The organism is Acidovorax sacchari (assembly GCF_042847045.1).
Lineage (GTDB): Bacteria > Pseudomonadota > Gammaproteobacteria > Burkholderiales > Burkholderiaceae_C > Paracidovorax > Paracidovorax sacchari.
The window spans coordinates 1,688,052-1,710,000 of the sequence record NZ_AP035783.1 but is presented as its reverse complement, the minus strand read 5'-3'; the positions used below and the strand labels follow the sequence as shown (position 1 = coordinate 1,710,000).

Annotated in this window: 21 protein-coding genes (1 of these 21 running past the window's edge); all 21 read right to left on the bottom strand. The window is 68.5% G+C overall.

The annotated features are described in order from the left end of the window. Positions 1 to 1,157: the 5' portion of an adenylosuccinate synthase gene (locus tag ACGHC0_RS07685; protein WP_368354673.1), read on the bottom strand. It extends 223 nt beyond the left edge of the window; only the first 1,157 of its 1,380 coding nucleotides appear in the window; its start codon is at positions 1,155 to 1,157; the stop codon falls past the left edge of the window. Positions 1,158 to 1,184: 27 nt separating this feature from the next. Further along, positions 1,185 to 2,339: an ATP phosphoribosyltransferase regulatory subunit gene (locus tag ACGHC0_RS07680; RefSeq protein WP_368354672.1), complete on the bottom strand. Its 1,155-nt coding sequence runs from the start codon at positions 2,337 to 2,339 to the stop codon at positions 1,185 to 1,187. 179 nt (positions 2,340 to 2,518) lie between these two features. Further along, positions 2,519 to 3,418 (bottom strand): protease modulator HflC, encoded by a 900-nt coding sequence (hflC, locus tag ACGHC0_RS07675; RefSeq protein WP_368354671.1) that lies wholly within the window; start codon positions 3,416 to 3,418, stop codon positions 2,519 to 2,521. Between the two features lie 18 nt (positions 3,419 to 3,436). Further along, positions 3,437 to 4,801 carry an FtsH protease activity modulator HflK gene (gene hflK, locus ACGHC0_RS07670; protein ID WP_368354670.1) on the bottom strand — a complete coding sequence of 455 codons (1,365 nt, stop codon included), beginning with the start codon at positions 4,799 to 4,801 and terminating at the stop codon, positions 3,437 to 3,439. Between the two features lie 57 nt (positions 4,802 to 4,858). Continuing rightward, a complete protein-coding gene (gene hflX, locus ACGHC0_RS07665; protein ID WP_415267849.1) occupies positions 4,859 to 6,031 on the bottom strand; it encodes a GTPase HflX in 1,173 nt (390 codons plus the stop codon). 61 nt (positions 6,032 to 6,092) lie between these two features. Further along, positions 6,093 to 6,344: an RNA chaperone Hfq gene (gene hfq, locus ACGHC0_RS07660; protein ID WP_368354668.1), complete on the bottom strand. Its 252-nt coding sequence runs from the start codon at positions 6,342 to 6,344 to the stop codon at positions 6,093 to 6,095. A 95-nt stretch (positions 6,345 to 6,439) separates the two neighbouring features. Further along, positions 6,440 to 7,789 (bottom strand): ribosome biogenesis GTPase Der, encoded by a 1,350-nt coding sequence (gene der, locus ACGHC0_RS07655; RefSeq protein ID WP_415267848.1) that lies wholly within the window; start codon positions 7,787 to 7,789, stop codon positions 6,440 to 6,442. A 31-nt stretch (positions 7,790 to 7,820) separates the two neighbouring features. After that, positions 7,821 to 8,978 carry an outer membrane protein assembly factor BamB gene (gene bamB, locus ACGHC0_RS07650; RefSeq protein WP_368354666.1) on the bottom strand — a complete coding sequence of 386 codons (1,158 nt, stop codon included), beginning with the start codon at positions 8,976 to 8,978 and terminating at the stop codon, positions 7,821 to 7,823. Beyond that, entirely contained in the window at positions 8,975 to 9,640 is a 666-nt protein-coding gene (locus ACGHC0_RS07645) for a YfgM family protein (RefSeq protein WP_415267847.1), read from the bottom strand. The genes bamB and ACGHC0_RS07645 overlap by 4 nt, the downstream gene beginning before the upstream one ends. A gap of 21 nt (positions 9,641 to 9,661) precedes the next feature. Next, positions 9,662 to 11,002, bottom strand: coding sequence for a histidine--tRNA ligase (gene hisS / locus ACGHC0_RS07640; protein ID WP_415267846.1), 1,341 nt, complete (start codon positions 11,000 to 11,002; stop codon positions 9,662 to 9,664). An 82-nt stretch (positions 11,003 to 11,084) separates the two neighbouring features. Next, positions 11,085 to 12,329 carry a flavodoxin-dependent (E)-4-hydroxy-3-methylbut-2-enyl-diphosphate synthase gene (gene ispG / locus ACGHC0_RS07635; RefSeq protein WP_368354664.1) on the bottom strand — a complete coding sequence of 415 codons (1,245 nt, stop codon included), beginning with the start codon at positions 12,327 to 12,329 and terminating at the stop codon, positions 11,085 to 11,087. 36 nt (positions 12,330 to 12,365) lie between these two features. After that, on the bottom strand, positions 12,366 to 13,325 hold the full coding sequence (locus ACGHC0_RS07630; protein ID WP_415267845.1) for a helix-turn-helix domain-containing protein: 960 nt from the start codon (positions 13,323 to 13,325) through the stop codon (positions 12,366 to 12,368). Continuing rightward, positions 13,318 to 14,160 (bottom strand): type IV pilus biogenesis/stability protein PilW, encoded by an 843-nt coding sequence (gene pilW / locus ACGHC0_RS07625; protein WP_368354662.1) that lies wholly within the window; start codon positions 14,158 to 14,160, stop codon positions 13,318 to 13,320. Before pilW ends, ACGHC0_RS07630 begins: the two co-directional genes overlap by 8 nt. A 26-nt stretch (positions 14,161 to 14,186) precedes the next feature. After that, positions 14,187 to 15,308 (bottom strand): 23S rRNA (adenine(2503)-C(2))-methyltransferase RlmN, encoded by a 1,122-nt coding sequence (gene rlmN / locus ACGHC0_RS07620; RefSeq protein ID WP_368354661.1) that lies wholly within the window; start codon positions 15,306 to 15,308, stop codon positions 14,187 to 14,189. A gap of 70 nt (positions 15,309 to 15,378) precedes the next feature. Then, positions 15,379 to 15,804 (bottom strand): nucleoside-diphosphate kinase, encoded by a 426-nt coding sequence (gene ndk / locus ACGHC0_RS07615; protein WP_011794561.1) that lies wholly within the window; start codon positions 15,802 to 15,804, stop codon positions 15,379 to 15,381. A gap of 92 nt (positions 15,805 to 15,896) precedes the next feature. Next, entirely contained in the window at positions 15,897 to 17,360 is a 1,464-nt protein-coding gene (locus tag ACGHC0_RS07610; RefSeq protein WP_415267844.1) for a pseudouridine synthase, read from the bottom strand. Further along, the gene (gene scpB / locus ACGHC0_RS07605; protein WP_415267843.1) at positions 17,357 to 18,100 is read right to left on the bottom strand and encodes an SMC-Scp complex subunit ScpB; all 744 of its coding nucleotides are present in this window, start codon (positions 18,098 to 18,100) and stop codon (positions 17,357 to 17,359) included. Before scpB ends, ACGHC0_RS07610 begins: the two co-directional genes overlap by 4 nt. A gap of 270 nt (positions 18,101 to 18,370) precedes the next feature. Further along, positions 18,371 to 19,390, bottom strand: coding sequence for an RluA family pseudouridine synthase (locus ACGHC0_RS07600; protein WP_415267842.1), 1,020 nt, complete (start codon positions 19,388 to 19,390; stop codon positions 18,371 to 18,373). Beyond that, positions 19,387 to 20,280 (bottom strand): peptidoglycan DD-metalloendopeptidase family protein, encoded by an 894-nt coding sequence (locus ACGHC0_RS07595; protein ID WP_415267841.1) that lies wholly within the window; start codon positions 20,278 to 20,280, stop codon positions 19,387 to 19,389. Before ACGHC0_RS07595 ends, ACGHC0_RS07600 begins: the two co-directional genes overlap by 4 nt. An 11-nt stretch (positions 20,281 to 20,291) precedes the next feature. Then, positions 20,292 to 21,077 (bottom strand): protein-L-isoaspartate(D-aspartate) O-methyltransferase, encoded by a 786-nt coding sequence (locus ACGHC0_RS07590; protein ID WP_128098688.1) that lies wholly within the window; start codon positions 21,075 to 21,077, stop codon positions 20,292 to 20,294. Then, a complete protein-coding gene (surE, locus tag ACGHC0_RS07585; RefSeq protein ID WP_368354657.1) occupies positions 21,077 to 21,868 on the bottom strand; it encodes a 5'/3'-nucleotidase SurE in 792 nt (263 codons plus the stop codon). The genes ACGHC0_RS07590 and surE overlap by 1 nt, the downstream gene beginning before the upstream one ends. Between the last annotated feature and the right edge of the window lie 81 nt (positions 21,869 to 21,949).

The following is a 21,949-nucleotide window of genomic DNA, read 5'->3' as shown; positions in this document are numbered from 1 at the left end:
GGCAGGATGTCGATGCGCTCGCCATCGAGTTCGTAGCCAACGCAGAGCTTCAGTTCTTCCAGGCCGTCCAGCACGTCCAGCTTGGTGATGCACAGGCCGGTCAGTCCATTCACCTGGGCGCTTCTCTTGAGCAGTGCGGCATCGAACCAGCCGCACCGCCGGCTGCGGCCGGTGGTCACGCCTTTTTCTGCGCCGATGGTGCTCATGTGGTAGCCCGGGGTGCCCGGCTTTTCCCATTCCAGCTCGGTCGGGAACGGCCCGCCACCCACCCGGGTGCAGTAGGCTTTCGTGATGCCCAGCACGTAATGCAGCAGGCCCGGCCCCACGCCGGACCCTGCCGCCGCGTTGCCGGCAACGCAGTTGCTGGAAGTCACGTAGGGATAGGTGCCATGGTCCACATCCAGCAGCGTGCCTTGCGCGCCTTCGAACAGCAGGTTGGCGCCCGCCTTGTGGGCTTCGTTCAGTTCGCGGGATACGTCGGCGATCATGGGCTTGAGCAACTCGGCATGGCGCATCGCTTCCTGGTAGACCGCGTCGAACTGCACCTCTCCATCCTTCAGGTAGGGCTGCAGCGCGCTGCCGAACTGGAAGGATTCGGAGTGCAGGAAGGACTTCAGCACATGGTTGTGGAGCGCCAGCAGTTCCTTGAGCTTCGCGGCGAAGCGCTCGGGATGCTTGAGATCCTGGACGCGGAGGGCGCGCCGCGCCACCTTGTCTTCATAGGCGGGACCGATGCCACGGCCGGTCGTGCCGATCTTTTCGCTGCCGCCATGTTCGCGCGCAGCCTCGCGGGCGACATCCAGCGCGGCGTGGAACGGCAGGATCAGCGGGCATGCCTCGCTGATGCGCAGGCGGGAACGCACTTCCACTCCGGCCTTCTCCAGGCCTTCGATTTCTTCGAACAGCTTGGCCGCCGAGAGGACGACGCCATTGCCGATATAGCACTTGACCCCGGGCCGCATGATGCCGCTGGGGATGAGGTGCAGGGCAGTCTTCACGCCGTTGATGACGAGGGTATGGCCTGCGTTGTGGCCGCCCTGGAAGCGCACCACGCCCTGGGCGCTTTCGGTGAGCCAGTCCACGAGCTTGCCCTTGCCTTCGTCACCCCACTGGGTGCCCACCACGACGACGTTTCGCCCTTTGATCGCTGCTTGCATGTCAAACCTGTCTGGATTCAATGTTCATCAATATGGAAGAGGCCGCACCGCCCACTGGCCCTGCTCGAGCACCAGTTCGCGGTCGCACTGGAATTCCTGCACTTCGCTTTCATGGCCTGGCAATACGCAGACCACGGTTTCGCCCGCGCTGCGGAGCTGTGCAATGAAACGGTGGGCGTCCGGCGTGGCAGCCCAGGGGGCCTTGATCGCCGCCTTCAGCGTCCGCGGGGGCACGATGCCGACCAGTTGCTTGATATCGAGGCTGAAGCCCGCGGCAGGTCGGGTCCGGCCGAAAGCTGCGCCCACTTCGTCGTAGCGCCCTCCCCGCACCACCGCATCCGTCGCGTTCCGGGCGTAGATGGTGAAGCGGGCACCGCTGTAATAGGAATAGCCGCGCAGGTCGGCAAGGTCGAACGACACCGGGCGACCTTCAAGATGCGCAGCGATGGATTTCAGATTGGCGAGCACCTCATCGACACCGGCCACGCCGCTGAGCGCGGTCCGGGCCTCGTCCAGGACGCGGGCATCTCCGTATAGCTCCAGCACGGCGGACAACGCACGCCGGGTTGCGGACGGCAGCCCGGCCGACGCCAGGGACAGCTCGGAGGCATCCTTGGCAGCGAGTGCTGCGTAGATCCTCCGGACCGTGGCGGCATCTGCGGCGACGGGTTCCAGCAAGGTGCGGACGATGCGGGCGTCGGACAGATCGACGCTGACGCCCTCGACGCCTGCGAGGTGCAGGCAGTCGAGTGCCAGCAGCACGGATTCCAGGTCGGCCTCCATGCCGGAATGGCCGTAGATTTCCGCACCGAATTGCAGGGGTTCGCGGGTCGCGCGAGGACGGTCCGGCCGGGTGTGCAGCACGGGGCCGCAATAGCAGAGACGCGTCACACCGGACCGGTTCAGCAGGTGGGCATCGATCCGCGCGACCTGCTGGGTCATGTCGGCACGCAGGCCGATGGAGCGGCCGGACAATTGGTCCACCAGCTTGAACGTCTGGAGGTCCAGCGCCTCCCCCGTTCCGGACAGCAGGGATTCCAGGTGCTCCAACATCGGGGGCATGACCAGTTCATAGCCATAGCCCCGGGCGGTGTCGATGAGCCCTCGACGCAGTTCTTCGATGTGCCGGGCCTCCGAAGGCAGGACATCGGCAATGTGATCCGGCAGGACCCAAGCGGACATGGGAAGGGGGTGTCTGTTAAAAATGCAATTCTACCGGGCACTGCCGGTGCCGCCGTCTCGCAGCAGACGCGCGGAATGCGGCACAGGCGTGACAGGGCGATGGGATCGCCCCTTTTTTTGTCAGCCTGGGCGGCTGGAGGCGCCGGCACGGATCGGCCGGCCCTCCCGGTCGGATGGACTCAGTTGCGGGGAGCGGGGGACGCCGCGTTTCCGCGGAAGTTCTTGAAGAACTCGGAGGACGAAGGATCGACCACCACCACATCGCTCTTCTTGCTGAAGCTCGACTTGTAGGCTTCGAGGCTTCGGTAGAACTGGGCGAACTGGGCATCGCGACCGAACGCGTCCGCATAGATGCGCGCGGCCTCGGCATCGCCCTCACCCTTCAGCTTCTGGGCATCCCGGTAGGCGTTGGCGATGGTGATCTCGCGCTGCCTGTCGGCATCGGCGCGGATCTTTTCGCCCTCGGCCGCGCCGGTGGAGCGGAGTTCGTTCGCCACACGCTTGCGCTCGGCTTCCATGCGGCGATAGACCGACTCGGTGATCGCCTCGACGTAATCGACGCGGGTGATGCGGACATCGACGACGTCCACGCCCCAGGGCTTGGTGCCCTTGACGACTTCCAGGACTTCCTTTTTCACGTCCGACATGAGCGCGTCGCGCTTGGTGGCCAGCAATTCCCTGACCGTACGGCGGTTGACCTCTTCCTGGAAGGCGTTGCGGACAACCCGGTTGAGCTGCAGCGCGCCGGCGTTCTCGTCGAGGCCGACATTGCGGATGTATTCCGAGGGGTCGGAGATGCGCCAGCGCACGTACCAGTCGATCACCACCCGCTGCTTCTCGGCGGTCAGCATGGATTCGGTGTCGGTGCTGTCCAGCGTGAGCAGGCGCTTGTCGATGTATCGCACGTTCTGGAACGGCGGGGGCAGCTTGAAGTTGAGGCCCGGCTCGGTGATGACTTCCTTGATCTGCCCGAGCTGGTACACCACGCCGAACTGGCGCTGGTCCACGACGAATAGCGTGGAGCTGAGCAGGGCGAGTACCACCAGCAGGGAGGAAACGATGAATCCGACTCTGTTCACGACTGTGTCTCCCTCGGGCTAGCGGGCTTCACGGTCCCGGGTGCGGCTGGTGTCGCGCGCGCGGGGATCGATGGGAAATGCCTGGGTGGTACTGGATGGTATGGATGAGGACGACGATGCCGGAGGGGCTTCCGGGGTGGGCGCCGCCGCAGCACCACCCTGGGAGACGTTCTGCATGATCTTGTCCAGCGGGAGGTACAGCAGGTTCGAACCCTGGCGCGAATCCACCAGCACCTTGGTGACGTTCGAGTAGATCTGCTGCATGGCTTCGAGGTACATGCGGTCGCGGGTGACCTGCGGCGCCTTCTGGTACTCGGTGAGCACGGAGCTGAAGCGCTGGGCATCGCCCTGCGCCTGGGCGACGATCCGGGCCTTGTAGGCAGCGGCTTCCTCGGTGAGACGGGAGGCGGAACCGACCGCCCGGGGAATCACGTCGTTGGCATAGGCCTGGGCTTCGTTCTTCGCACGCTCGCGCTCCTGGCCGGCCTTGAGCACATCGTCGAACGCGGCCTGCACCTGCTCGGGCGGGCGCACGCCGCCCTGCTGCAGGTTGATGCCCACCACCTCGACACCGATCTTGTAGCGGTCCAGGATGGTCTGCATGAGGGTGCGGACGCGGGGCGCGATCTGGTCGCGCTCCTCGGCCAGGGCGGTATCCATGCGCATCTTGCCGACGATCTCGCGCACGGCCGTCTCGGCCACCTGGATAACAGCTTCGCCGGGGTTGCGGCTCTCGAACAGCCAGGCCCGGGCATCGTTCAGGCGGTACTGGACGGCGAACTTGATCTCGACGATGTTCTCGTCTTCGGTGAGCATGGCCGATTCGCGCAGGCCGGTGCTCTTGATGATGCTGTCCCGGCCGACGTCGGCGGAGCGGATCTGGGTGACGAACACCAGTTCGTGCCGCTGGATGGGATACGGCAGGCGCCAGTTGAAGCCGGCGTTCACCGTGGTCTTGTACTTGCCGAACTGGGTGATGACGGCCTGCTGTCCTTCCTGGACGATGAAGAAGCCGGAGCCCAGCCAGATCAGCACGGCCACCGCGGCGATCAGGCCGACGCCCACGCCAGTGTTCTTCATGTCGGGCTGGAATCCACCGCCCGATCCGTTGCCGGGACCGCGCCCGCCGCCGTTGCGGCCGCCGAAGAGGCCTCCGAGCTTGCGGTTGAGGTCGCGCCACAGCTCGTCCAGGTCGGGCGGCTGGCCCTGGGGATCGCGGCCGCGGTTCCCCCCGGGAGGCGGGTTCGGACGATCGGAATCCGGGCGGTTCGCACCATCAGCCTTGTCATCGCCGCGGCCCCAGCGGGGATCATTCAGATTGAACATGCCCCGGATCCGCCCGGGCAGCGATGCCGGACGCCAGGCGCTGAAAGGATGATTCATGCGATAGATCTCTAGTTTTCGAGAAGATGGGTCTCGCGGCATTGTGCCCAACTGGCCTCAAGGCGCTGGAAATTCAGCATCGGGGCCTGGGGTCATGGGGCTTTCGCGGGCGGCCAGTGCCGCAGCGGTCAACTGGCTGCGCAGCTCAGGCAACCCTTTCCCGGTGCGGGCACTGACGAACAGCTTCGGCAGCTGGCGCCCGTCCCACTCGTAGGTGTCCTGCAAGGCAAGCGGCTGCTGGTCGGCCGGCACGGCATCCAGCTTGTTGAACACCAGGACCTGGGGAATCTCGCCGGCGCCGATTTCGCCGAGCACTTTTTCGACCTCGGCGATCTGCTCGGGGAAATCGGGATTGGATGCATCCACGACATGCAGGAGCAGGTCGGCATCGACGGCTTCCTGCAGGGTGGCCTGGAAGGCATCGATGAGGCCGTGGGGCAGGTCGCGGATGAAGCCCACCGTGTCGGACAGGGACACGGTGCCGCCCAGTTCGGCCAGGTACAACTGGCGGGTGGTCGTGTCGAGCGTGGCGAACAACTGGTCGGCGGCATAGGCCCTTGCCTTCACGAGCGCGTTGAAGAGCGTGGACTTGCCTGCGTTGGTGTAGCCGACCAGGGAGATGTTGAAGGTGTCCCGGCGGGCACGCTGGCGCCGCTGGGTGGCGCGCTGGCGCTTGACCTTCTGCAGGCGCTCGCGGGTGCGCTTGATCGCGTCGTCGATCATGCGGCGGTCAAGCTCGATCTGGGTTTCGCCAGGACCGCCACGCGCGCCGATGCCGCCGCGCTGGCGCTCCAGGTGGGACCAGCGGCGCACGAGGCGGGTGCTCAGGTATTGCAGCCGGGCGAGTTCGACCTGGAGCTTGCCCTCGTGGCTCCGGGCGCGCTGCGCGAAGATCTCGAGGATGAGCAGGGTGCGGTCGGTGACCGGCAGTTCGAGATGCCTTTCGAGGTTGCGCTGCTGGGCCGGACTGAGGGCCTGGTCGAACAGCACTTCCACCGCGCCGTGCATCTGCGCGAGCATGCGGATTTCATCGGCCTTGCCGCTGCCGACGAACAGGGCGGCATCAGGCGCCTTGCGCTTGCAGGTCAGCCGGGCGACGGGAGCGAGGCCGGCGGTCTGGGCCAGCAGGCCCAGCTCTTCCAGCTCGGCATCGAAATGGGGAAGGCCGAAATCCACCCCCACCAGGATGACGGGAGTGGATTGCGGTTCAGGGGATGAGGATGAACTCAAGACAGCAGCCTGGACGGGGCATGCGCCCTGTCCAGGGTGTACCTACACGGGCGCAGGAGTGTCAATTGCCGGGTTCGGCATCCGCGGGTTCGGCCGTCGAGAAATTGACGGCACGCCCTGGAACGATGGTGGAGATGGCGTGCTTGTAGACCATCTGGGTGACCGTGTTGCGCAGCAGCACGACGTACTGGTCGAAGGATTCGATCTGCCCCTGCAGCTTGATACCGTTGACCAGGTAGATGGAAACAGGCACGTGTTCGCGGCGCAGTGCGTTCAGGAAGGGGTCTTGAAGAAGTTGACCTTTGTTGCTCACGATATTCTCCGTGTTCAGGAATATTGTTGTAAAGCTGCACCTTACCACAGCCTTCCGTCGCCCAGGACGAAGCGGGACATTGACGGGATGTGGACCTACGCGTCGGAGTCTTCGGCGAAGGGGTTGCGGGATGTCTTCATCTCGATGCGCAGGGGCGTGCCCACGAGGTCGAACTCCTTGCGGAACCGGCCTTCCAGGAAGCGCTTGTACGCATCGGTGACATGCTCCAGCGAATTGCCGTGGATGACGATCACCGGAGGGTTCATGCCGCCCTGGTGGGCATAGCGCATCTTCGGGCGGAACATGCCCGAGCGCTTGGGCGCCTGGAACTGCACGGCCTCCAGCAGGAGGCGGGTGAGCACCGGCGTGGGCATCTTGCAGGTGGCGGCCTTGTGCGCCTGGGCGATCGAGGTCCACAGGGGCCCCAGCCCCTGGCGCTTCTTGGCGGAAATGAAGTGCAGCGAGGCGAACTTCAGGAACGACAGGCGCGTTTCGATGGAGCGCTCGAGCATCTGGCGGCCGTAGTCGTCCACGGCATCCCATTTGTTCACCGCGAGGACCACCGCACGCCCGCTTTCGAGGATGTAGCCGGCGATGTGCGCGTCCTGGTCCGTCACGCCCTGGGTGGCATCCAGCAGCAGCAGCACGACATTGGCGGACTCGATGGCCTGCAGGGTCTTGACCACCGAGAATTTCTCGATGGCCTCGAACACCTTGCCCTTGCGCCGCAAGCCTGCAGTGTCGATGAGCTCGAACTGCTGCCCGTTGCGCTCGAAAGGCACCGAGATGGCGTCCCGCGTGGTGCCGGGCATGTCGAAGGCGACGAGGCGCTCCTCGCCGAGCCAGGTGTTGATCAGGGTGGATTTGCCCACATTGGGCCGGCCAGCGACGGCCAGGCGGATGGGCTTGTCCTCGCCGTCTTCCGGTTCGTCCTCGGGCTCGGGCTCGGGCAGGTGCAGGGCATCCAGCGCGATTTCGAGCATGCTGCGGACGCCCTGCCCGTGGGCCGCGGAGACCGGGAGGACTTCGCCCAGGCCCAGTTCGTAGAACTCGGCCAGTTGCACTCCCTCGCGCATGCCCTCGGCCTTGTTGCCCACGAGCAGGCAGGGTTTGCCGAGGCGCCGCAGGTAGTTGGCGATGTCGTGGTCCTGGGCCGACAGGCCCGCGCGTGCGTCCACGACGAAGATGACGACGTCCGCTTCCGCGACGGCCTGCTGCGTCTGCTTGGCCATCTCGCGGTAGATGCCCGACGAGGCATCGGGCTCGAAGCCCCCGGTATCGATGACGATGTATTCGTGCTTGCCCAGCTTGCCGTTGCCGTAGTGCCGATCACGCGTGAGGCCCGCGAAATCGGCGACGATGGCGTCGCGCGACTTCGTGAGCCGGTTGAACAGGGTGGACTTGCCCACGTTGGGGCGGCCCACCAGAGCGATGACTGGCTTCATCCGGACACTTTCCTCATTGGCGTGGGACCGCTCATTCGGGACGGAACCCGTAGATGCCGCCGTTGCGCGTGACCACCACCAGCGTGTCGCCTGCGGCAACGGGCGGAGCGGCCACGCCCGAGCCGTCGGTCGTCAGGCGGTTCAGGAAGGAGCCGTCCTCGCGGGACAGCAGGTGCACGAGGCCCGAATCGTCGCCCACCACCACCGAGCGCCCCAGCAGCAGGGGCGCGCTCAGCTTGCGGTAGCGCAGCTTGTCGAGCGACCAGGCCTGGGCGCCGTCGGCGCGCTTCCAGGCCACCACGGTGCCATTGCTCTCGGTGCCGAACAGCATGGTCGCGTCGCCATGGATGCCTTCGGAGCCGCTGGCAGGATGGGTCCATGCCACCGTGCCGCGGGAAGTGTCCACGCAGCCCACCGTGGCCTGGTAGGCCCGGGCGCAGACGCTGTCGCCTTCGCGGCTCACGCGGCCGAGCAGTTCCACCAGCCGCTCGACGTCGTTGGTGCCGCGCGGGCTGGCCAGCGGGGCTTCCCAGCGCACGGTGCCGTTGTCGGGGTTGAACCCCACCATCCGGCCCGACAGCCCGGCGACCAGGGTGTCGCCGACGGCGGTGATCAGGCCATCCTGGCGCAGCACCAGGGGTTCCCCGGGACGCTGCTGGTTCCAGAGCCTGGCGCCGCCCGCTGCGTCGTAGGCGGACAGCGAGCGGTCCGCCGCCAGGACGAAGACGCGGTTGCCGGCCACGAGCGGCGCCGTGTAGACCTGCGCCGCGAGTGGCTTGCGCCACAGTTCGCGGCCGCCGGACAGGACGACCAGTTGGTTGGAGCTGGTGACGACCGCGGTCCATTTGCCGTCGCTGCCCACGCCCGCGGACAGCGGCTCGCCGACCGTGGCGCGCCAGATGTCCCCGCCGGTGCGGGCATCGATGGCAGCGACCGTGCCTTCCGCGGACGCGACGGTGACCTGGGTACCGTTGACGTGGACGGACAGGGGCAGGCGGCCGATCTCTCCGATCCTGGATGTCCAGGCCTGCCGCACGCCGATCACGGGGACCACGGGCCCCAGTTCGGCGGGCTTGGGCTTGGAGGAGCCACCCCACAGGGAACACCCGGAAGCCAGCGTGGCGGCCGCCACGAGGAGGGCCAGGCCCGCGCGGCGGGCGCCGCGCTCGAAGTTGTGCTGCTGTGTCACTTTGCGGCCTCTCCGTCTGCACGCGCCTGGACGCCCAGGCTGCCCAGCTTCACCTCGACGACGCGGCGGTATTCGGTTCCGTCCTCGAGGCCCTTGTATGCCTTCTGGTACTCGGCGATCGCCTCGGCCTTCTTTCCCTGCAGCGCCAGCACATCGCCCTTGCGGTCCGCGATCATCGGATCGAACTGGGGCGGGAACTTGCCGGAAAGGCGTGCCAGGGCCTGGTCATAGGCTTTCTGGTCGATGAGCAGGCCCGCCAGCCGCAGCGAGGCGATGGCCTTGTAGCCCTCGTCGGACGCGTTGTCCGCCAGCCATTGCAGGATGGGCTTGGCCCCGTCCGGGTTGCCGCTGTCCACCATGGCTTTCGCGGCCAGCAGGCCCGCCTGCGCGGCCTGTACGGTGCCGCCGTAGCGGGACTTGAGGTCGTCGAAGGCCTGCGTGGCGCGGGCCGCGTCGCCGCTCTGCACCGCGACCTGCACGGCGTCCGACAGCGCGGCAGCCTGCCCCGACTGCCGGTTCTGCCAGTACTGGTAGCCGTTCCAGGCGGCCACACCGCCAAAGATCACGACCATCACCCCGCTGATGAGGGTGCCCCAGGCATTCCAGAAATGCTTGAGCTGGTCGATCTGTTCTTGTTCTTCGAGGTCGAGGTGTTTTGCCATGAATAAGGGTTCGCGACAGGATTAGCGGGAGGATTGTAGGGTGGCGGCCCAGGCGGGGATTTCGTCGAGGCGCCGCTCGACCTGCTCGGCGCCCTGCTCCCGCAGCGGCTTGACGGTGACCGCTCCCCGGGCCAGTTCGTCCGCGCCGAACACCAGGGCGAATGCCGCGCCGCTCGCGTCCGCCCGCTTGAACTGGGACTTGAAGCTGCCCTGCCCTTCGGCGCTGGCGGCGTGCATCTGCACGCTGAGCCCCGCCTCGCGCAGCTGGCGCAGGGCGCGCAGCACGACCGGCGCGGCGGCAGCATCCGGCACGACGGCATAGACGTCGGGCCGGGCCTCGGGAATGGCGGCGCCCTGCTCCCGGAGCAGTTCCAGCACGCGCTCGACGCCGATGGCCCAGCCGACGGCCGGGGCCGGCTTGCCGCCCACCTGGACGATGAGATCGTCGTAGCGTCCGCCGGCACAGACCGTACCCTGGGAGCCGAGGCGGTCGGTGATGAACTCGAACACCGTGAGGTTGTAGTAGTCCAGGCCGCGCACCAGGCGCGGGTTGATGGTGTAGGCGATGCCGTTGGCGTCCAGGATGGCGCGCAGGCCATCGAAGTGGGCGAGCGACTCCTCGCCGAGGAAATCCATGAGCCGGGGCGCCGACTCCACCACGGGCTTCATCGCGGGGTTCTTGGTGTCCAGGATGCGCAGCGGGTTGGTATGCAGGCGGCGCTGGCCATCCTCGTCGAGCAGGTCCGCATGGCGCTCGAAGTGGGCGATGAGCTGCTCGCGGTGGCGCGCGCGCTCCGCGGGCTGGCCAAGGCTGTTGAGTTCGAGACGCACATCGGTGAGCCCGATGGACTTCCAGAGCGCATCCGCCAGCAGGATCAGTTCCGCATCGACGTCCGGCCCTGCGAAGCCCAGTGCCTCGGCGCCGATCTGGTGGAACTGCCGAAAACGTCCGCGCTGCGGCTTCTCGCGGCGGAACATGGGGCCGGTGTACCAGAGGCGCTTGGGACCGTCGTAGAGCATGTTGTGCTCGATGGCCGCGCGCACCACGCCGGCGGTGTTCTCGGGCCGCAGGCTGAGGTGGTCGTTGTCGCCGTATTTGTCGGAACGGTCGTGGAAGGAGTACATCTCCTTCTCGACGATGTCGGTGACTTCGCCGATGCCGCGGACGAACAGCGCGGTGTGCTCCAGGATGGGCGTGCGGACGTTGCGGTAGGCGAACTGTCCCATGAGGCCGCGCACCTTGCCCTCCAGCCATTCCCAGCGGGACGACTCGGGCGGCAGGATGTCGTTCATGCCTTTGACGGCGGCGAGTTTGGCGGGCCTGGAGGCCGGGGACGGGCTGGGGGGATTGCTTGCGGACATACGTCGGAAGGTGGGGGCATGGGCCCCGGGTGCGGGCATGGCCGGCATCACGGAGCGATGCGGCACTCCTGCCCGGAGCGGATCAGAGAACTTCGGCGGTGCTGCCGAAGCGGCGGGAAATATAGTCCTCGACCACCTGCTGGAAGTCGCGGGCGATGTGCTCTCCCCGCAGGGTCATCGCCTTCTCTCCATCGATGAAGACCGGCGCGGACGGCGCCTCGCCCGTTCCGGGCAGGCTGATGCCGATGTCGGCGTGCTTGCTTTCGCCCGGACCATTCACGATGCAGCCCATCACGGCCACCTTGATCTTCTCGACGCCGGGGTAGCGGGTGCGCCAGACGGGCATCTGCGAGCGCAGGAAGTCGTCGATCTGCTTGGCCAGTTCCTGGAAGGTGGTGCTGGTGGTGCGCCCGCAGCCGGGGCAGGCGGTGACGCTGGGCACGAAGACGCGCAGCCCAAGTGCCTGCAGGATCTCGGAAGCCACGACGACTTCCTGCGTGCGGGCCTCGCCGGGCTGGGGCGTGAGCGACACCCGGATGGTGTCCCCGATGCCCTCCTGCAGCAGCACCGACAGCGCAGCCGCGGAGGCGACCGTCCCCTTGGTGCCCATGCCCGCCTCGGTCAGGCCCAGGTGCAGGGCATAGTCGCAGCGGCGGGCCAGTTCGCGATAGACGGATATGAGATCCTGCACGCCGCTGACCTTGCAGGACAGGATGATCTGGTTGCCATCGAGCCCCATGGCCTCGGCACGCTGCGCCGATTCGATGGCGGAGGTGATCAGGGCCTCGTACATGACCTGGCGGGCGTCCCAGGGCACGGCGCGCCGGCTGTTCGCGTCCATCAGGCCGGCAAGCAGCTCCTGGTCGAGGCTGCCCCAGTTCACGCCGATGCGCACGGCCTTGTTCCAGCGCATGGCCGCCTCGATCATCTGGCCGAACTGCCGGTCGCGCTTGTCGCCCTTGCCCACGTTGCCTGGGTTGATGCGGTACTTGGAGAGCGCCTGGGCGCAATCCGGATATTCGGTGAGCAGGCGGTGGCCGTTGTAGTGGAAATCGCCCACCAGCGGCACGGTCTCGCCCATGCGGTCGAGCTGCTCGCGGATGTACGGCACGGCGGCTGCCGCCTCGGGCGTGTTGACGGTGATGCGCACGAACTCGGAGCCGGCCTGCGCCAGCTCCTTGACCTGGATGGCCGTGGCGATCGCATCCACGGTGTCGGTGTTGGTCATGGACTGCACGCGCACGGGCGCGTCGCCACCGACCGTCACCACCCGGTCGCCCCAGGCGATGCGTGCCTGGCGCGACCGCCGCGGGAGCGGCGATGCCATGGCGATGGGGGATTCGGCGTTGGGAGTGTGGATCACTTATTTCACCTCGAACCGGGCAACGTTCTCGCGCGCGACGGGCGCGAGGTCCATGGGCTGGCCACGCACCAGGACCTCGGTCGCGTCGGCCTTGCCGACCACGACCGACCATGGGGGAGAGCCGGGCACTGCCACCGTTTCCCCGGCGCGCACCAGCTTCTGCAGGACGGTGCCTCCCGTCGCCGCACGCACCTGGACCCAGGAGTCCCCGCGGGCACGGATGACGAGGGCGCTCTGCGCGGCCTCGGCACTGGCGGGCGCCGATGCGGCGGCAGCGACGACCGGCGGCGCCGCGGCGGGCGTGCTGGACGCCGCCATGGCCGACGATGCCACGGGAGCCGGCGGCAGCGGCGCGCCGCCCACCAGGGTTTCCTGGCGCAGCAGCACCGGCTCGGACACCGTTCCGGCCGCAGGGGCCGAAGGTGCATCTCCGGCCTGTGCGGTCTCCTGGGCGCCCGACGGCTCGCCGGTCGCGACCGATGGCGCGCCCTGCAGGCGGTCGAACCATTCCCGGGGCACGAAGACCAGGGCCACGGCAGCCACCAGCAGGAAGGCGACGGCGAACGCGACCTTGCGCGAGCCGGAGGCCGCGGACGAGGATGCAAGCTTGGCGGACCCCGGCTTGAACGATGCGTTGATGCCATCGTGGGAGGACAGCCGGGGGGCCTGGTTCTGCGGCAGCAGCGCCAGCACGGGCGCCGCATCGATCTTGAGGGTGCGGCAGATGCTGGACACCAGGGCGCGGACGAAGACGGCATCCGGGAACACGCCGAGGTTGCCGGCCTCCAGGGCCTCGAGCTTGTGCACCGGCACCTTGAGCGACACGGCCAGCGCGGCGACATGCATGCCGGCCTGCTCGCGCGCCTGCCGCAGCATCGCGCCTGCCGCGGCGGCATCCGCCAATGCCCGTTCCACTTCCGCGCTGGAAATCTGTGCGTCCTGCGCCACCGGCTCACTCATTGAATGCTCCCCGATCGAATGCCAACACTTCCTTGGAGTCAGGGAAACGCTTGTGCAATTGTTCACCCAGCTGGCGCATCTCCAGGGCATTGCCCAGGGCGCGCTCGATCTTGATACCCAGCCAGAGCGATTCCGCGTTGGCCAGTTCACTGTTGTTCAGGCGCCGGCTGTAGAACTGCGCCCGCTTCGCGTCGCCGCGGCGGAACGCCAGCGACGCCAGGTTGTAGCCCACCACCGGGTTGCCGGCATCGAGTTCGTAGGCCTTGGCCAGCGTCTTCTCGGCCTCGGCCACCTGCCCCGCGCGCTCCTGGCAGAGACCCTGCGTCATGAGCGTCTTCGCGCGGGCGGTGTAGGAAGGCACGGCCAGCGCACGGTCGAAGAAGCGTTCGGCTTCCGCGTAGTTCTTCTGCTGGCAGCGCAGCCAGCCGTAGTTGTGCAGCAGGTAGGGCTCCTGCGGATTGATGTCGAGCGCGCGGCGGAAGCTGTCGTCGGCCGACGGCCAGTCGCCCAGGCGCATGAACACCAGGCCACGGAGGTTGTAGCCGTCCCCGAACGAGGGATCGGTGGAGATGGCCTGCTGGACTTCTTCCAGCGCGACCTGGGTCTGGCCCATTTCCAGGTAGTTGGCGGCGAGTTCCAGCCGGATGCGCGCGCGGCGGCGCAACTCAGCCGCCTCGGACGACGGGTTGGCCTCGGGCGCCAGGGCCGTCGCCGTGCTGGTGCCGGTATCAGACCGGGCAGCGCATCCGCCCAGGGCCAGCGCCAGGCACACGGCTGCGCCGGCCGCGAGGACGTGGCGGGACGCATGCCGCAGGAACGATCGGGGTTCCACCATCTCAAGCCTCCAGAACGGGGCGGCCTTCATGCCACCGGTTTGAGAACGATCGTGCGCTGCCTGGCCATGCGTTCGGCCGCCCGGGTGCGGTCCTTCACATCGCCCGCGAGCTGCCCGCAGGCCGCGTCGATGTCATCGCCGCGTGTCTTGCGCACGGTCGTAACGATACCCGCATCGCTCAGCATCTTCGCGAAAGCCGCCACCTGCTGAGGGTTGGAACGGTGCAGTCCGGAAGCGGGAAACGGGTTGAAGGGAATCAGGTTGAACTTGCAGCGCACCCCCTCCCCGCCGCGCGGGCGCACGAGGTCGATGAGCTGGCGCGCATGCTCGGGCTGGTCGTTGACGCCATCGAGCATGCAGTATTCGAAGGTGATGAAATCCCGCGGCGCGTGCTCCAGGTAACGCGTGCAGGCGTCGAGCAGTTCGCGCAGGGGGTATTTGCGGTTCAGGGGAACGAGCTGGTCCCGCAGGGCGTCGTTCGGCGCATGCAGCGACACGGCCATCGCCACGGCGCAGTCCTGGGAGAGGCGGTCCATCATGGGCACGACGCCGGAGGTGGACACCGTGAGGCGCCGCCGCGACAGGCCATAACCATGGTCGTCGAGCATGGTGCGCAGTGCCGGCACCAGTGCGGTGTAGTTCTGCAAGGGCTCGCCCATGCCCATCATGACCACGTTGGAGATGACGCGCTCCTGGGTTCCCAGGCGGGCACGCAGGGCATGCTCGGCGAACCAGAGCTGGGCGACGATCTCGCCGCTGGTGAGGTTGCGGCTGAAACCCTGGTGCCCCGTGGAGCAGAAGCGGCAGCCCACCGCGCAGCCGGCCTGCGAGGAAATGCACAGCGTGCCGCGGTCATCCTCGGGGATGAACACGGACTCGACCGCATTGCCGTCGCCGACGTCGAAGAGCCACTTGACGGTGCCGTCAGTGGATACATGCTCGCTGATGACCGGCAGGGCCGCGACATGGGCGCAGCCCGAGAGCTTCTCGCGCAGCGACTTCGCCAGGTCGCTCATCCGGGCGAAATCACTGGCGCCGCGCTGGTGGATCCAGCGGAAAAGCTGGACCGCGCGGAAACGCTTCTCCCCGAGCTGCTCGCAGAAGGCGGCGAGCCCGTCCAGGTCGAAGTCGAGAAGGTTCTTGGTCATCGTCGGGGAGCCGTTCCGGCCGGCAGGGCCCGGGGCATGGCGCAGGCGCCGTGCCGGGCCGCCAGCGGGATCAGCGTGCGTAGATGTTCAGGCCGGGGAAGAAGAAGGACACTTCCACCTGGGCCGTTTCGGCGGCGTCCGAACCGTGCACGGCGTTGGCGTCGATGCTGTCGGCGAAGTCGGCGCGGATGGTGCCGGGGGCGGCCTTCTTCGGGTCCGTGGCGCCCATCAGTTCACGGTTCTTCAGGATGGCGTTCTCGCCTTCGAGCACCTGGATCATCACGGGACCGGAGATCATGAAGTCCACGAGGTCCTTGAAGAAGGGACGCTCCTTGTGGACGGCGTAGAACTGCTCGGCTTCCTGGCGCGACAGGTGGGCCATGCGTGCGGCGGCGATCTTCAGGCCGGCGGCTTCGAAGCGGGCGTAGATCTGGCCGATCACGTTCTTGGCGACTGCGTCGGGCTTGATGATGGAGAGGGTGCGTTCGATAGCCATGGTTTTTCCTTGGATGGTGAGAAAGACTTTTGCCCTGCGGACAAAGCCCTCGATTCTAATCGGCAGGACTTGTCCACAATGTGGCAGGGCACTCAGCGCCCGCCGCGCTTCTGGAAGGCCTTGCGTTTTTGCTTCTGGTCCTGGCGGTGCCGCGCGAGGCTGTCGCTGCCGATGTAGCCCACGGAGGTCTTCATCGGATCGGGCTGGCTGGAGGCCGGCGCGTCGCGCTTGCCCCGGCCGCCAGCGGGCGGATTGAAATAGTCGCCCCGGGGCGCCGGGCCACCGGGGCCACCCTGACCACGCCCACCGCCCTTGCGCGGGCCGCTTCCCTTGCGGTCGCCCGCGGCGGCGCCCGGCCCGGCGGGGCGCGGCATGTCGGCGCCCGCGGCCTGCATCAGCGCGCGGATGTCGCGCTCGTCCAGTTCCAGCCACGCGCCGCGCTTGAGGCCGCGCGGCAGCATCATGGAGCCGTAGCGGATGCGGATGAGGCGGCTGACGGCGTGCCCCACCGACTCGAGCATGCGCCGCACCTCGCGATTGCGGCCTTCGGAGATGGTGACGCGGTACCAGCAATTCGAGCCCTCGCCCCCGCCGTCCTCGATGGAGCCGAAGGCGGCCATGCCGTCCTCGAGCTGGACGCCGTCGAGCAGGCGCTGCTTCTCCTCGTTGCTCAGGGCGCCCAGCACGCGCACCGCGTATTCCCGCTCCAGGCCGAAACGGGGGTGCATGAGCTTGTTGGCCAGCTCGCCCGCGCTGGTGAAGAGCAGCAGGCCTTCGGTGTTCAGGTCCAGGCGTCCCACGGACTGCCATTTGCCGTGGGCCAGGCGCGGGAGCTTGCGGAACACGGTGGGCCGGTTCTGGGGATCGTCGTGGGTGACGACTTCGCCGACGGGCTTGTGGTAGGCGATCACCCGGGGTGCGGGCGGATCGATGCGGTAGCGGATGGGCCGGCCGTTGACCTTGACCTGGTCCCCGTACTGGACGCGCTGCCCGATGTGGGCCGGCTCGTTGTTGACGGAGATGCGGCCTTCGAGGATGAGCTGCTCCATCTCCAGCCGGGAACCCAGTCCGGCCTGGGCCAGGACCTTGTGCAGCTTGGGCATTTCCACCTGCGGCGGCAGCACGCGCTTGGAGGGCGCGACGTCGGCGCGGTCTTCATCGGCGTCGAGCTGGCCCGAGACCACGTCGTCGAACCGGTAGCCCTCCGGCGTGGCCGGGTTCGGGCGGCCGCGCGGCCCACGCGGCGCCTGCTCCCTGCGATCCCGCGGCGGCTTCCGGGCAGGCGCGGCCGGGTGCATCCCGGGCGCAGCGGTATCGCCGTCGTCCGGGGTGGCTTCCGGCGGAGCGGGTTCGGACGCTGCCTGGGCGATGGCGGCACCATCGGCGGGCACGCCGGACACGGGATCGGGAACCGTGGCGGATTCGGGCCCGGCAGCGGGGGCCGCGGCCCGCTTGCGCGGCGCGCGGCGGGCGGGCTTCTGGGCCGCGGAGGCGCCGTCGGCTGCGGGTTGCGGGGCAGCGGCGGCTCCGTCGTGATCGGGCTCGGATGGATTCATGGCGTGCTTTCGGGAGGGACCGGAGGTTCGGGGCGCCGGGGCTCCGAATCGTCATCGGCGGTCGTCGGTGATTCTGTGGGTGCGGCGTCTTCCGGGACGGTCGAGGCGGCATCGGTGGAGTCGGGCTCCGCGGGCGAGGCGGGAGGCGCCTCGGCGGCATCCTCCGGTCCGTCGCCTCCTGGTTCCGCGGCCCCGCGCTCCAGGGCCTCCAGGACACTGGACTGGACAGCGGGATTTTCCAGCATGGGCAGCTCGTCCAGGGATTTCAGCCCCAGGTCGTCGAGAAACTGGCGGGTGGTCGCGAACAGCGCGGGACGGCCGACGGTCTCGCGGTGCCCGATCACCTCCACCCAGCCCCGGTCCTCGAGTTGCTTGAGGATCAGGCTGTTGACGGTCACGCCGCGGATCTCTTCGATATCGCCACGGGTGACGGGCTGCCGGTAGGCGATGATGGCCAGTGTCTCGAGGGCGGCGCGCGTATAGCGCGGGGGCTTCTCGGGATGGAGCCGGTCGAGGTACTCGCGCATCTCGGGCCGGCTCTGGAAACGCCAGCCCGATGCCACCTGCACGAGCTCGACGCCGCGCCGGGACCACTCCTGCTGCAGCTCCACCAGCAACTGCTTGATGGTGTCGGCGCCCAGCGCATCCTGGAAGAGCGTGCGCAACTCCCGCAGCGTCGCGGGCTGCGGCGCACAGATCAGCGCGGTTTCGAGGACCCGTTTGGCATCCACCGTATTCATGGTTCAGCGATGGCGGTTGGCGGTGCCGCTGGCCGCGGGGCACCGCACGAGGTTGGGAGGCTCCAGCGGCTGGCAGAACTCTGCTGGCCCGCCATGCAGGCCCATGCCGGAAGGGGCACGGCCCGCGAGGGGTGCGGACGGGAAGGCAGCGATACAGTTTTGTCAGCCGCTCTGGTGGCAGGCGTGGGCCGCGGGAGCGGCGGGGCATTCGATCGGGACGGCACGGCGCGCGGCGGGGCCCGATGAGGCCGGGCGGCCGGAAGGCCGCGTTCAGGCCGGATTGTAGCGTAGGCCCCAGGCCTGGAGCGCGCCGGCCATGTCGCCAGGCAGCGGCGCATGGAAAAGCAGGGGCTGCCCGGTAACGGGATGGGCGAACGCCAGGCGGTAGGCGTGCAGCGCCTGCCGGGACAGGCCCGCCGCCGGCTCGCCGCCATAGAGCGCATCGGCCACGAGCGGATGCCGCAGCCACGCCATGTGAACGCGGATCTGGTGGGTGCGCCCCGTGTGGAGCGTGCAGTGCACCAGGCAGCCGTCTTCGCACGTGTCGAGCACGGCGATGTCGGTGCGGGCCGGCTTGCCGGCATGCGCGGCCAGGTCCACCGCCGCCATGCGCAGCCGGTTGCGCGGATCGCGTCCGATGGCCTCTTCCACCACGCGGGTCTGGGCTCCCTGCCAGGCACGGTGCCCCAGGGCCAGGTACTGGCGGCTGACCTCGCGCGCGGCGATCATCCGCACGAGCGCGTCCATCACGGAGCGCTCGCGCGCGACGACCATGAGGCCGCTGGTGTCCTTGTCGAGCCGGTGGACGATGCCCGCCCGGGGCACGTTGCCGGCCCGCGGATCCAGCGCAAGCAGGCCGTTGAGCAACGTGCCGCTCCAGTTGCCGGGAGCGGGATGCACGACCAGTCCGGCCGGCTTGTTGACGATGCGCAGGTGCTCGTCCTCGTACACGGTGTCAAGCGCCATGGCTTCCGGGCGGAATGCCTGGCTCTGGGGCGTGGGCCGCAGCTCGACCGAGAGCACGTCGCCGGCCTGCACGCGGGCCGACGGCTTGGCCGCCGCGCGGCCGTTGACCAGCACCCCGCCCTCGCCCAGCAACTGCTGGAGATAGCTGCGGGAGAACTCGGGCACGAGTTCCGCCAGCGCCTTGTCGAGCCGGGCACCGTGCTGCGCGGGGGATGCCTGCACGACCCGGGTTTCCGCGGCGTCGGAGCCGTCTTCCGCCTCGGCCGGATCGTCCGCCAGGCCCTCGGGGAGGCCATTGGCGGATGGGGGCGCGACGGGACTCAACGCGCGGGCAGGTAGCGCGCCGGGTCCACGGGCTTGCCCTGGCGGCGGATCTCGAAGTGCAGCTTCACGCGGTCGGTGTCGGAACTGCCCATTTCGGCGATCTTCTGGCCGCGCCGCACCGACTGGTCTTCCTTGACCAGCAGCGTCTGGTTGTGGGCGTACGCCGTCAGGTAGGTGTTGTTGTGCTTGAGGATCACCAGGTTGCCGTAGCCGCGCAGGCCCGCGCCGGCATACACCACGCGCCCGTCGGCCGCGGCCAGCACCGGGTCGCCCGCCTTGCCGGCGATGTCGTAGCCCTTGTTGCGGGCCTCGTCGAAGCCGGCCACCAGCGAGCCCGACGCCGGCCAGATGAAGGCCATGTCGTCATCGCCGCCACCGGCAGCCGGGGCGGGTGCCGGAGCCGGCGCTGCCGCCACGGCGGATGCACCGCTGCGCGGCGCGCTCGCACCGGACGCCGCCGGGGCGGGTGCGATGGCGGTGGAGGTCACGGGGCGTGTGACCACGCCGGTATCGGCGGCCACCTGCGCGGGCGGCGTGGTGCCGGGCGGCACGACCCGCAGCACCTGGCCGACCTCGATGAGGTTGGGGTTGTCCAGGTTGTTCCAGCGGGCGATGTCCTTCCAGCTCTGGCCGGATTCGAGCCCGATGCGGATGAGGGTGTCGCCGGGCTTCACGCTGTAGTAGCCGGGCTTGCCGGCGTTCTCGGCCCCCGGCAGGGGCTTCGGCGGCGTGCCGACGACGACGCCGGACTGCGGCGCAGTGGACGAGGAAGATGCGGCGGTGCCGCGGTCTTCCACCGGAGCCCTGTTGACGCGGGTTCCGCAGCCGGCCAGCACCACGACCGCCAACGCCACCGAACTCCAAGCCACAAGACCACGCGATACCAGCATAAGCAATTCCTTCAGGCAATCCCCGATTTTAGGGGGACAAAATGTACGGCCTCCAACGTGCTCTGCTGAAGCCCGTGGGGAGTCCTGTCGATCACGACGAGGACCTGCCGCCCGCCCGCCGCGGCCATGGGGGCGACGAGGCGCCCTCCCACGGCGAGCTGTTGGACCCAGGCGTCGGGAATGGTTTCACCGCCCGCGGCGGCGATGATGGCGGCATAGGGTGCGCCCTTGGCGTAGCCGGCCATGCCGTCGCCCAGGATCAGGTGCGCATTGGTCAACCGCCAGGGGCGCAGATTGTCGCGGGCCTTCTCATGCAACGCGCGCAGCCGCTCGATGGTGTACACCTCCCGCGCCACCCGGGCGAGCACCGCGGCCTGGTAGCCGCATCCGGTGCCGATTTCCAGCACGCGCCCCAGGCCGCCCGCGCGGGCGCCCTCGGCCCCCAGCAGCAGCTCGGTCATGCGGGCCACGATGCTGGGCTTGGAGATCGTCTGCCCGAGACCGATGGGCAGGCTGGTGTCCTCGTAGGCCTGGTTGACGAGCGCGGTGTCCACGAAACGGTGCCGCTCCACCGAGCCCATGGCCTGGAGCACGGCGGGCGACGTGATCCCGCCGGCGGCGAGGCGCTGCACCATGCGCGCGCGCACGGCGGCTGAATCCAGCCCCAGTCCGTGCGGCACCGGCCCGGCCGCCGGACCACCTCCGGGCAGCGGGGCGCGCGCGGGCGCCGGTGCACGTGGCGCGCCGGGCGCGGGCGGCGTGTCGAGCCGAGCGGGAAAACCGGGCCGCCGATGCATCACAGCGCCCCGGCGGCCTCGGCCGATGGCTGGGCGAGGCGCCCCGCCGTGTCGGACCAGTACGCCAGGCCCTCGTGGTCGGTCAGGTCCACCTTCAGGGGGGTGAGCGCCACGTGGCCGAGCGCGGTGGCGTGGAAATCCGTGCCCTCGGAGTCGTCCTTGGCCGGGCCGGCGCCGCCGATCCAGTACATGCGCTCGCCGCGCGGGCTCTCCTGCTCGATCACCCGCTCGGCCGCATGGCGCCGGCCCAGGCGGCAGACCTTCACCGGGCGCAGTTGTTCGAAAGGCAGGTTGGGAATATTGACGTTCAGCAGCCAGGGCACCTCCCCGACCAGGTGCTGCGCGTGCATCTGCTCGATCATTTCGCGCGCCTTGCGCGCGGCCGACTCGATTTCGCCCCACCCCTTGTCCACCTGGGAAAAGGCGATGGCCGGCACGCCGAACAGGTAGCCCTCCATGGCCGCACCCACGGTGCCGGAATAGATGGTGTCGTCGCCCATGTTGGCGCCATTGTTGATGCCGGAGACGACCAGGTCGGGCCGGAAGCCCAGCAGCCCGGTGAGCGCGATGTGCACGCAGTCGGCGGGGGTGCCGTTCACGTAGCGGAAGCCGTTGGCCGCCTGGTGGACGTACAGGGGCGAATGCAGCGTGAGCGCGTTGGACTTGGCACTGTTGTTGTGCTCTGGAGCCACCACGTCGACATCGACGCCGGGGATCTCGCGCAGTGCGGCATGGAGCGCCACGATGCCCGGCGCCTGGTAGCCGTCATCGTTGGAAAGAAGGATCTTCATGGGGTCGCTGAGGGCGGAGTGCGCGAAGATTGTAGGGCCCGCCCCACGGAAGGCCGCCGGCGGGGGGCCGTCGCTCCAGGG

What these genes read in the sequence shown, in the direction of transcription:
- surE (WP_368354657.1), bottom strand. Translation starts at nt 21,868, where the DNA reads ATGAAGATCCTTCTTTCCAACGATGACGGCTACCAGGCGCCGGGCATC.
- ACGHC0_RS07595 (WP_415267841.1), bottom strand. Translation starts at nt 20,280, where the DNA reads ATGCTGGTATCGCGTGGTCTTGTGGCTTGGAGTTCGGTGGCGTTGGCG.
- ndk (WP_011794561.1), bottom strand. Translation starts at nt 15,804, where the DNA reads ATGGCTATCGAACGCACCCTCTCCATCATCAAGCCCGACGCAGTCGCC.
- ispG (WP_368354664.1), bottom strand. Translation starts at nt 12,329, where the DNA reads ATGGCATCGCCGCTCCCGCGGCGGTCGCGCCAGGCACGCATCGCCTGG.
- rlmN (WP_368354661.1), bottom strand. Translation starts at nt 15,308, where the DNA reads ATGACCAAGAACCTTCTCGACTTCGACCTGGACGGGCTCGCCGCCTTC.
- ACGHC0_RS07610 (WP_415267844.1), bottom strand. Translation starts at nt 17,360, where the DNA reads ATGAATCCATCCGAGCCCGATCACGACGGAGCCGCCGCTGCCCCGCAA.
- ACGHC0_RS07630 (WP_415267845.1), bottom strand. Translation starts at nt 13,325, where the DNA reads ATGAGTGAGCCGGTGGCGCAGGACGCACAGATTTCCAGCGCGGAAGTG.
- hflK (WP_368354670.1), bottom strand. Translation starts at nt 4,801, where the DNA reads ATGAATCATCCTTTCAGCGCCTGGCGTCCGGCATCGCTGCCCGGGCGG.
- hisS (WP_415267846.1), bottom strand. Translation starts at nt 11,002, where the DNA reads ATGTCCGCAAGCAATCCCCCCAGCCCGTCCCCGGCCTCCAGGCCCGCC.
- scpB (WP_415267843.1), bottom strand. Translation starts at nt 18,100, where the DNA reads ATGAATACGGTGGATGCCAAACGGGTCCTCGAAACCGCGCTGATCTGT.
- ACGHC0_RS07590 (WP_128098688.1), bottom strand. Translation starts at nt 21,077, where the DNA reads ATGCATCGGCGGCCCGGTTTTCCCGCTCGGCTCGACACGCCGCCCGCG.
- der (WP_415267848.1), bottom strand. Translation starts at nt 7,789, where the DNA reads ATGAAGCCAGTCATCGCTCTGGTGGGCCGCCCCAACGTGGGCAAGTCC.
- ACGHC0_RS07680 (WP_368354672.1), bottom strand. Translation starts at nt 2,339, where the DNA reads ATGTCCGCTTGGGTCCTGCCGGATCACATTGCCGATGTCCTGCCTTCG.
- pilW (WP_368354662.1), bottom strand. Translation starts at nt 14,160, where the DNA reads ATGGTGGAACCCCGATCGTTCCTGCGGCATGCGTCCCGCCACGTCCTC.
- ACGHC0_RS07645 (WP_415267847.1), bottom strand. Translation starts at nt 9,640, where the DNA reads ATGGCAAAACACCTCGACCTCGAAGAACAAGAACAGATCGACCAGCTC.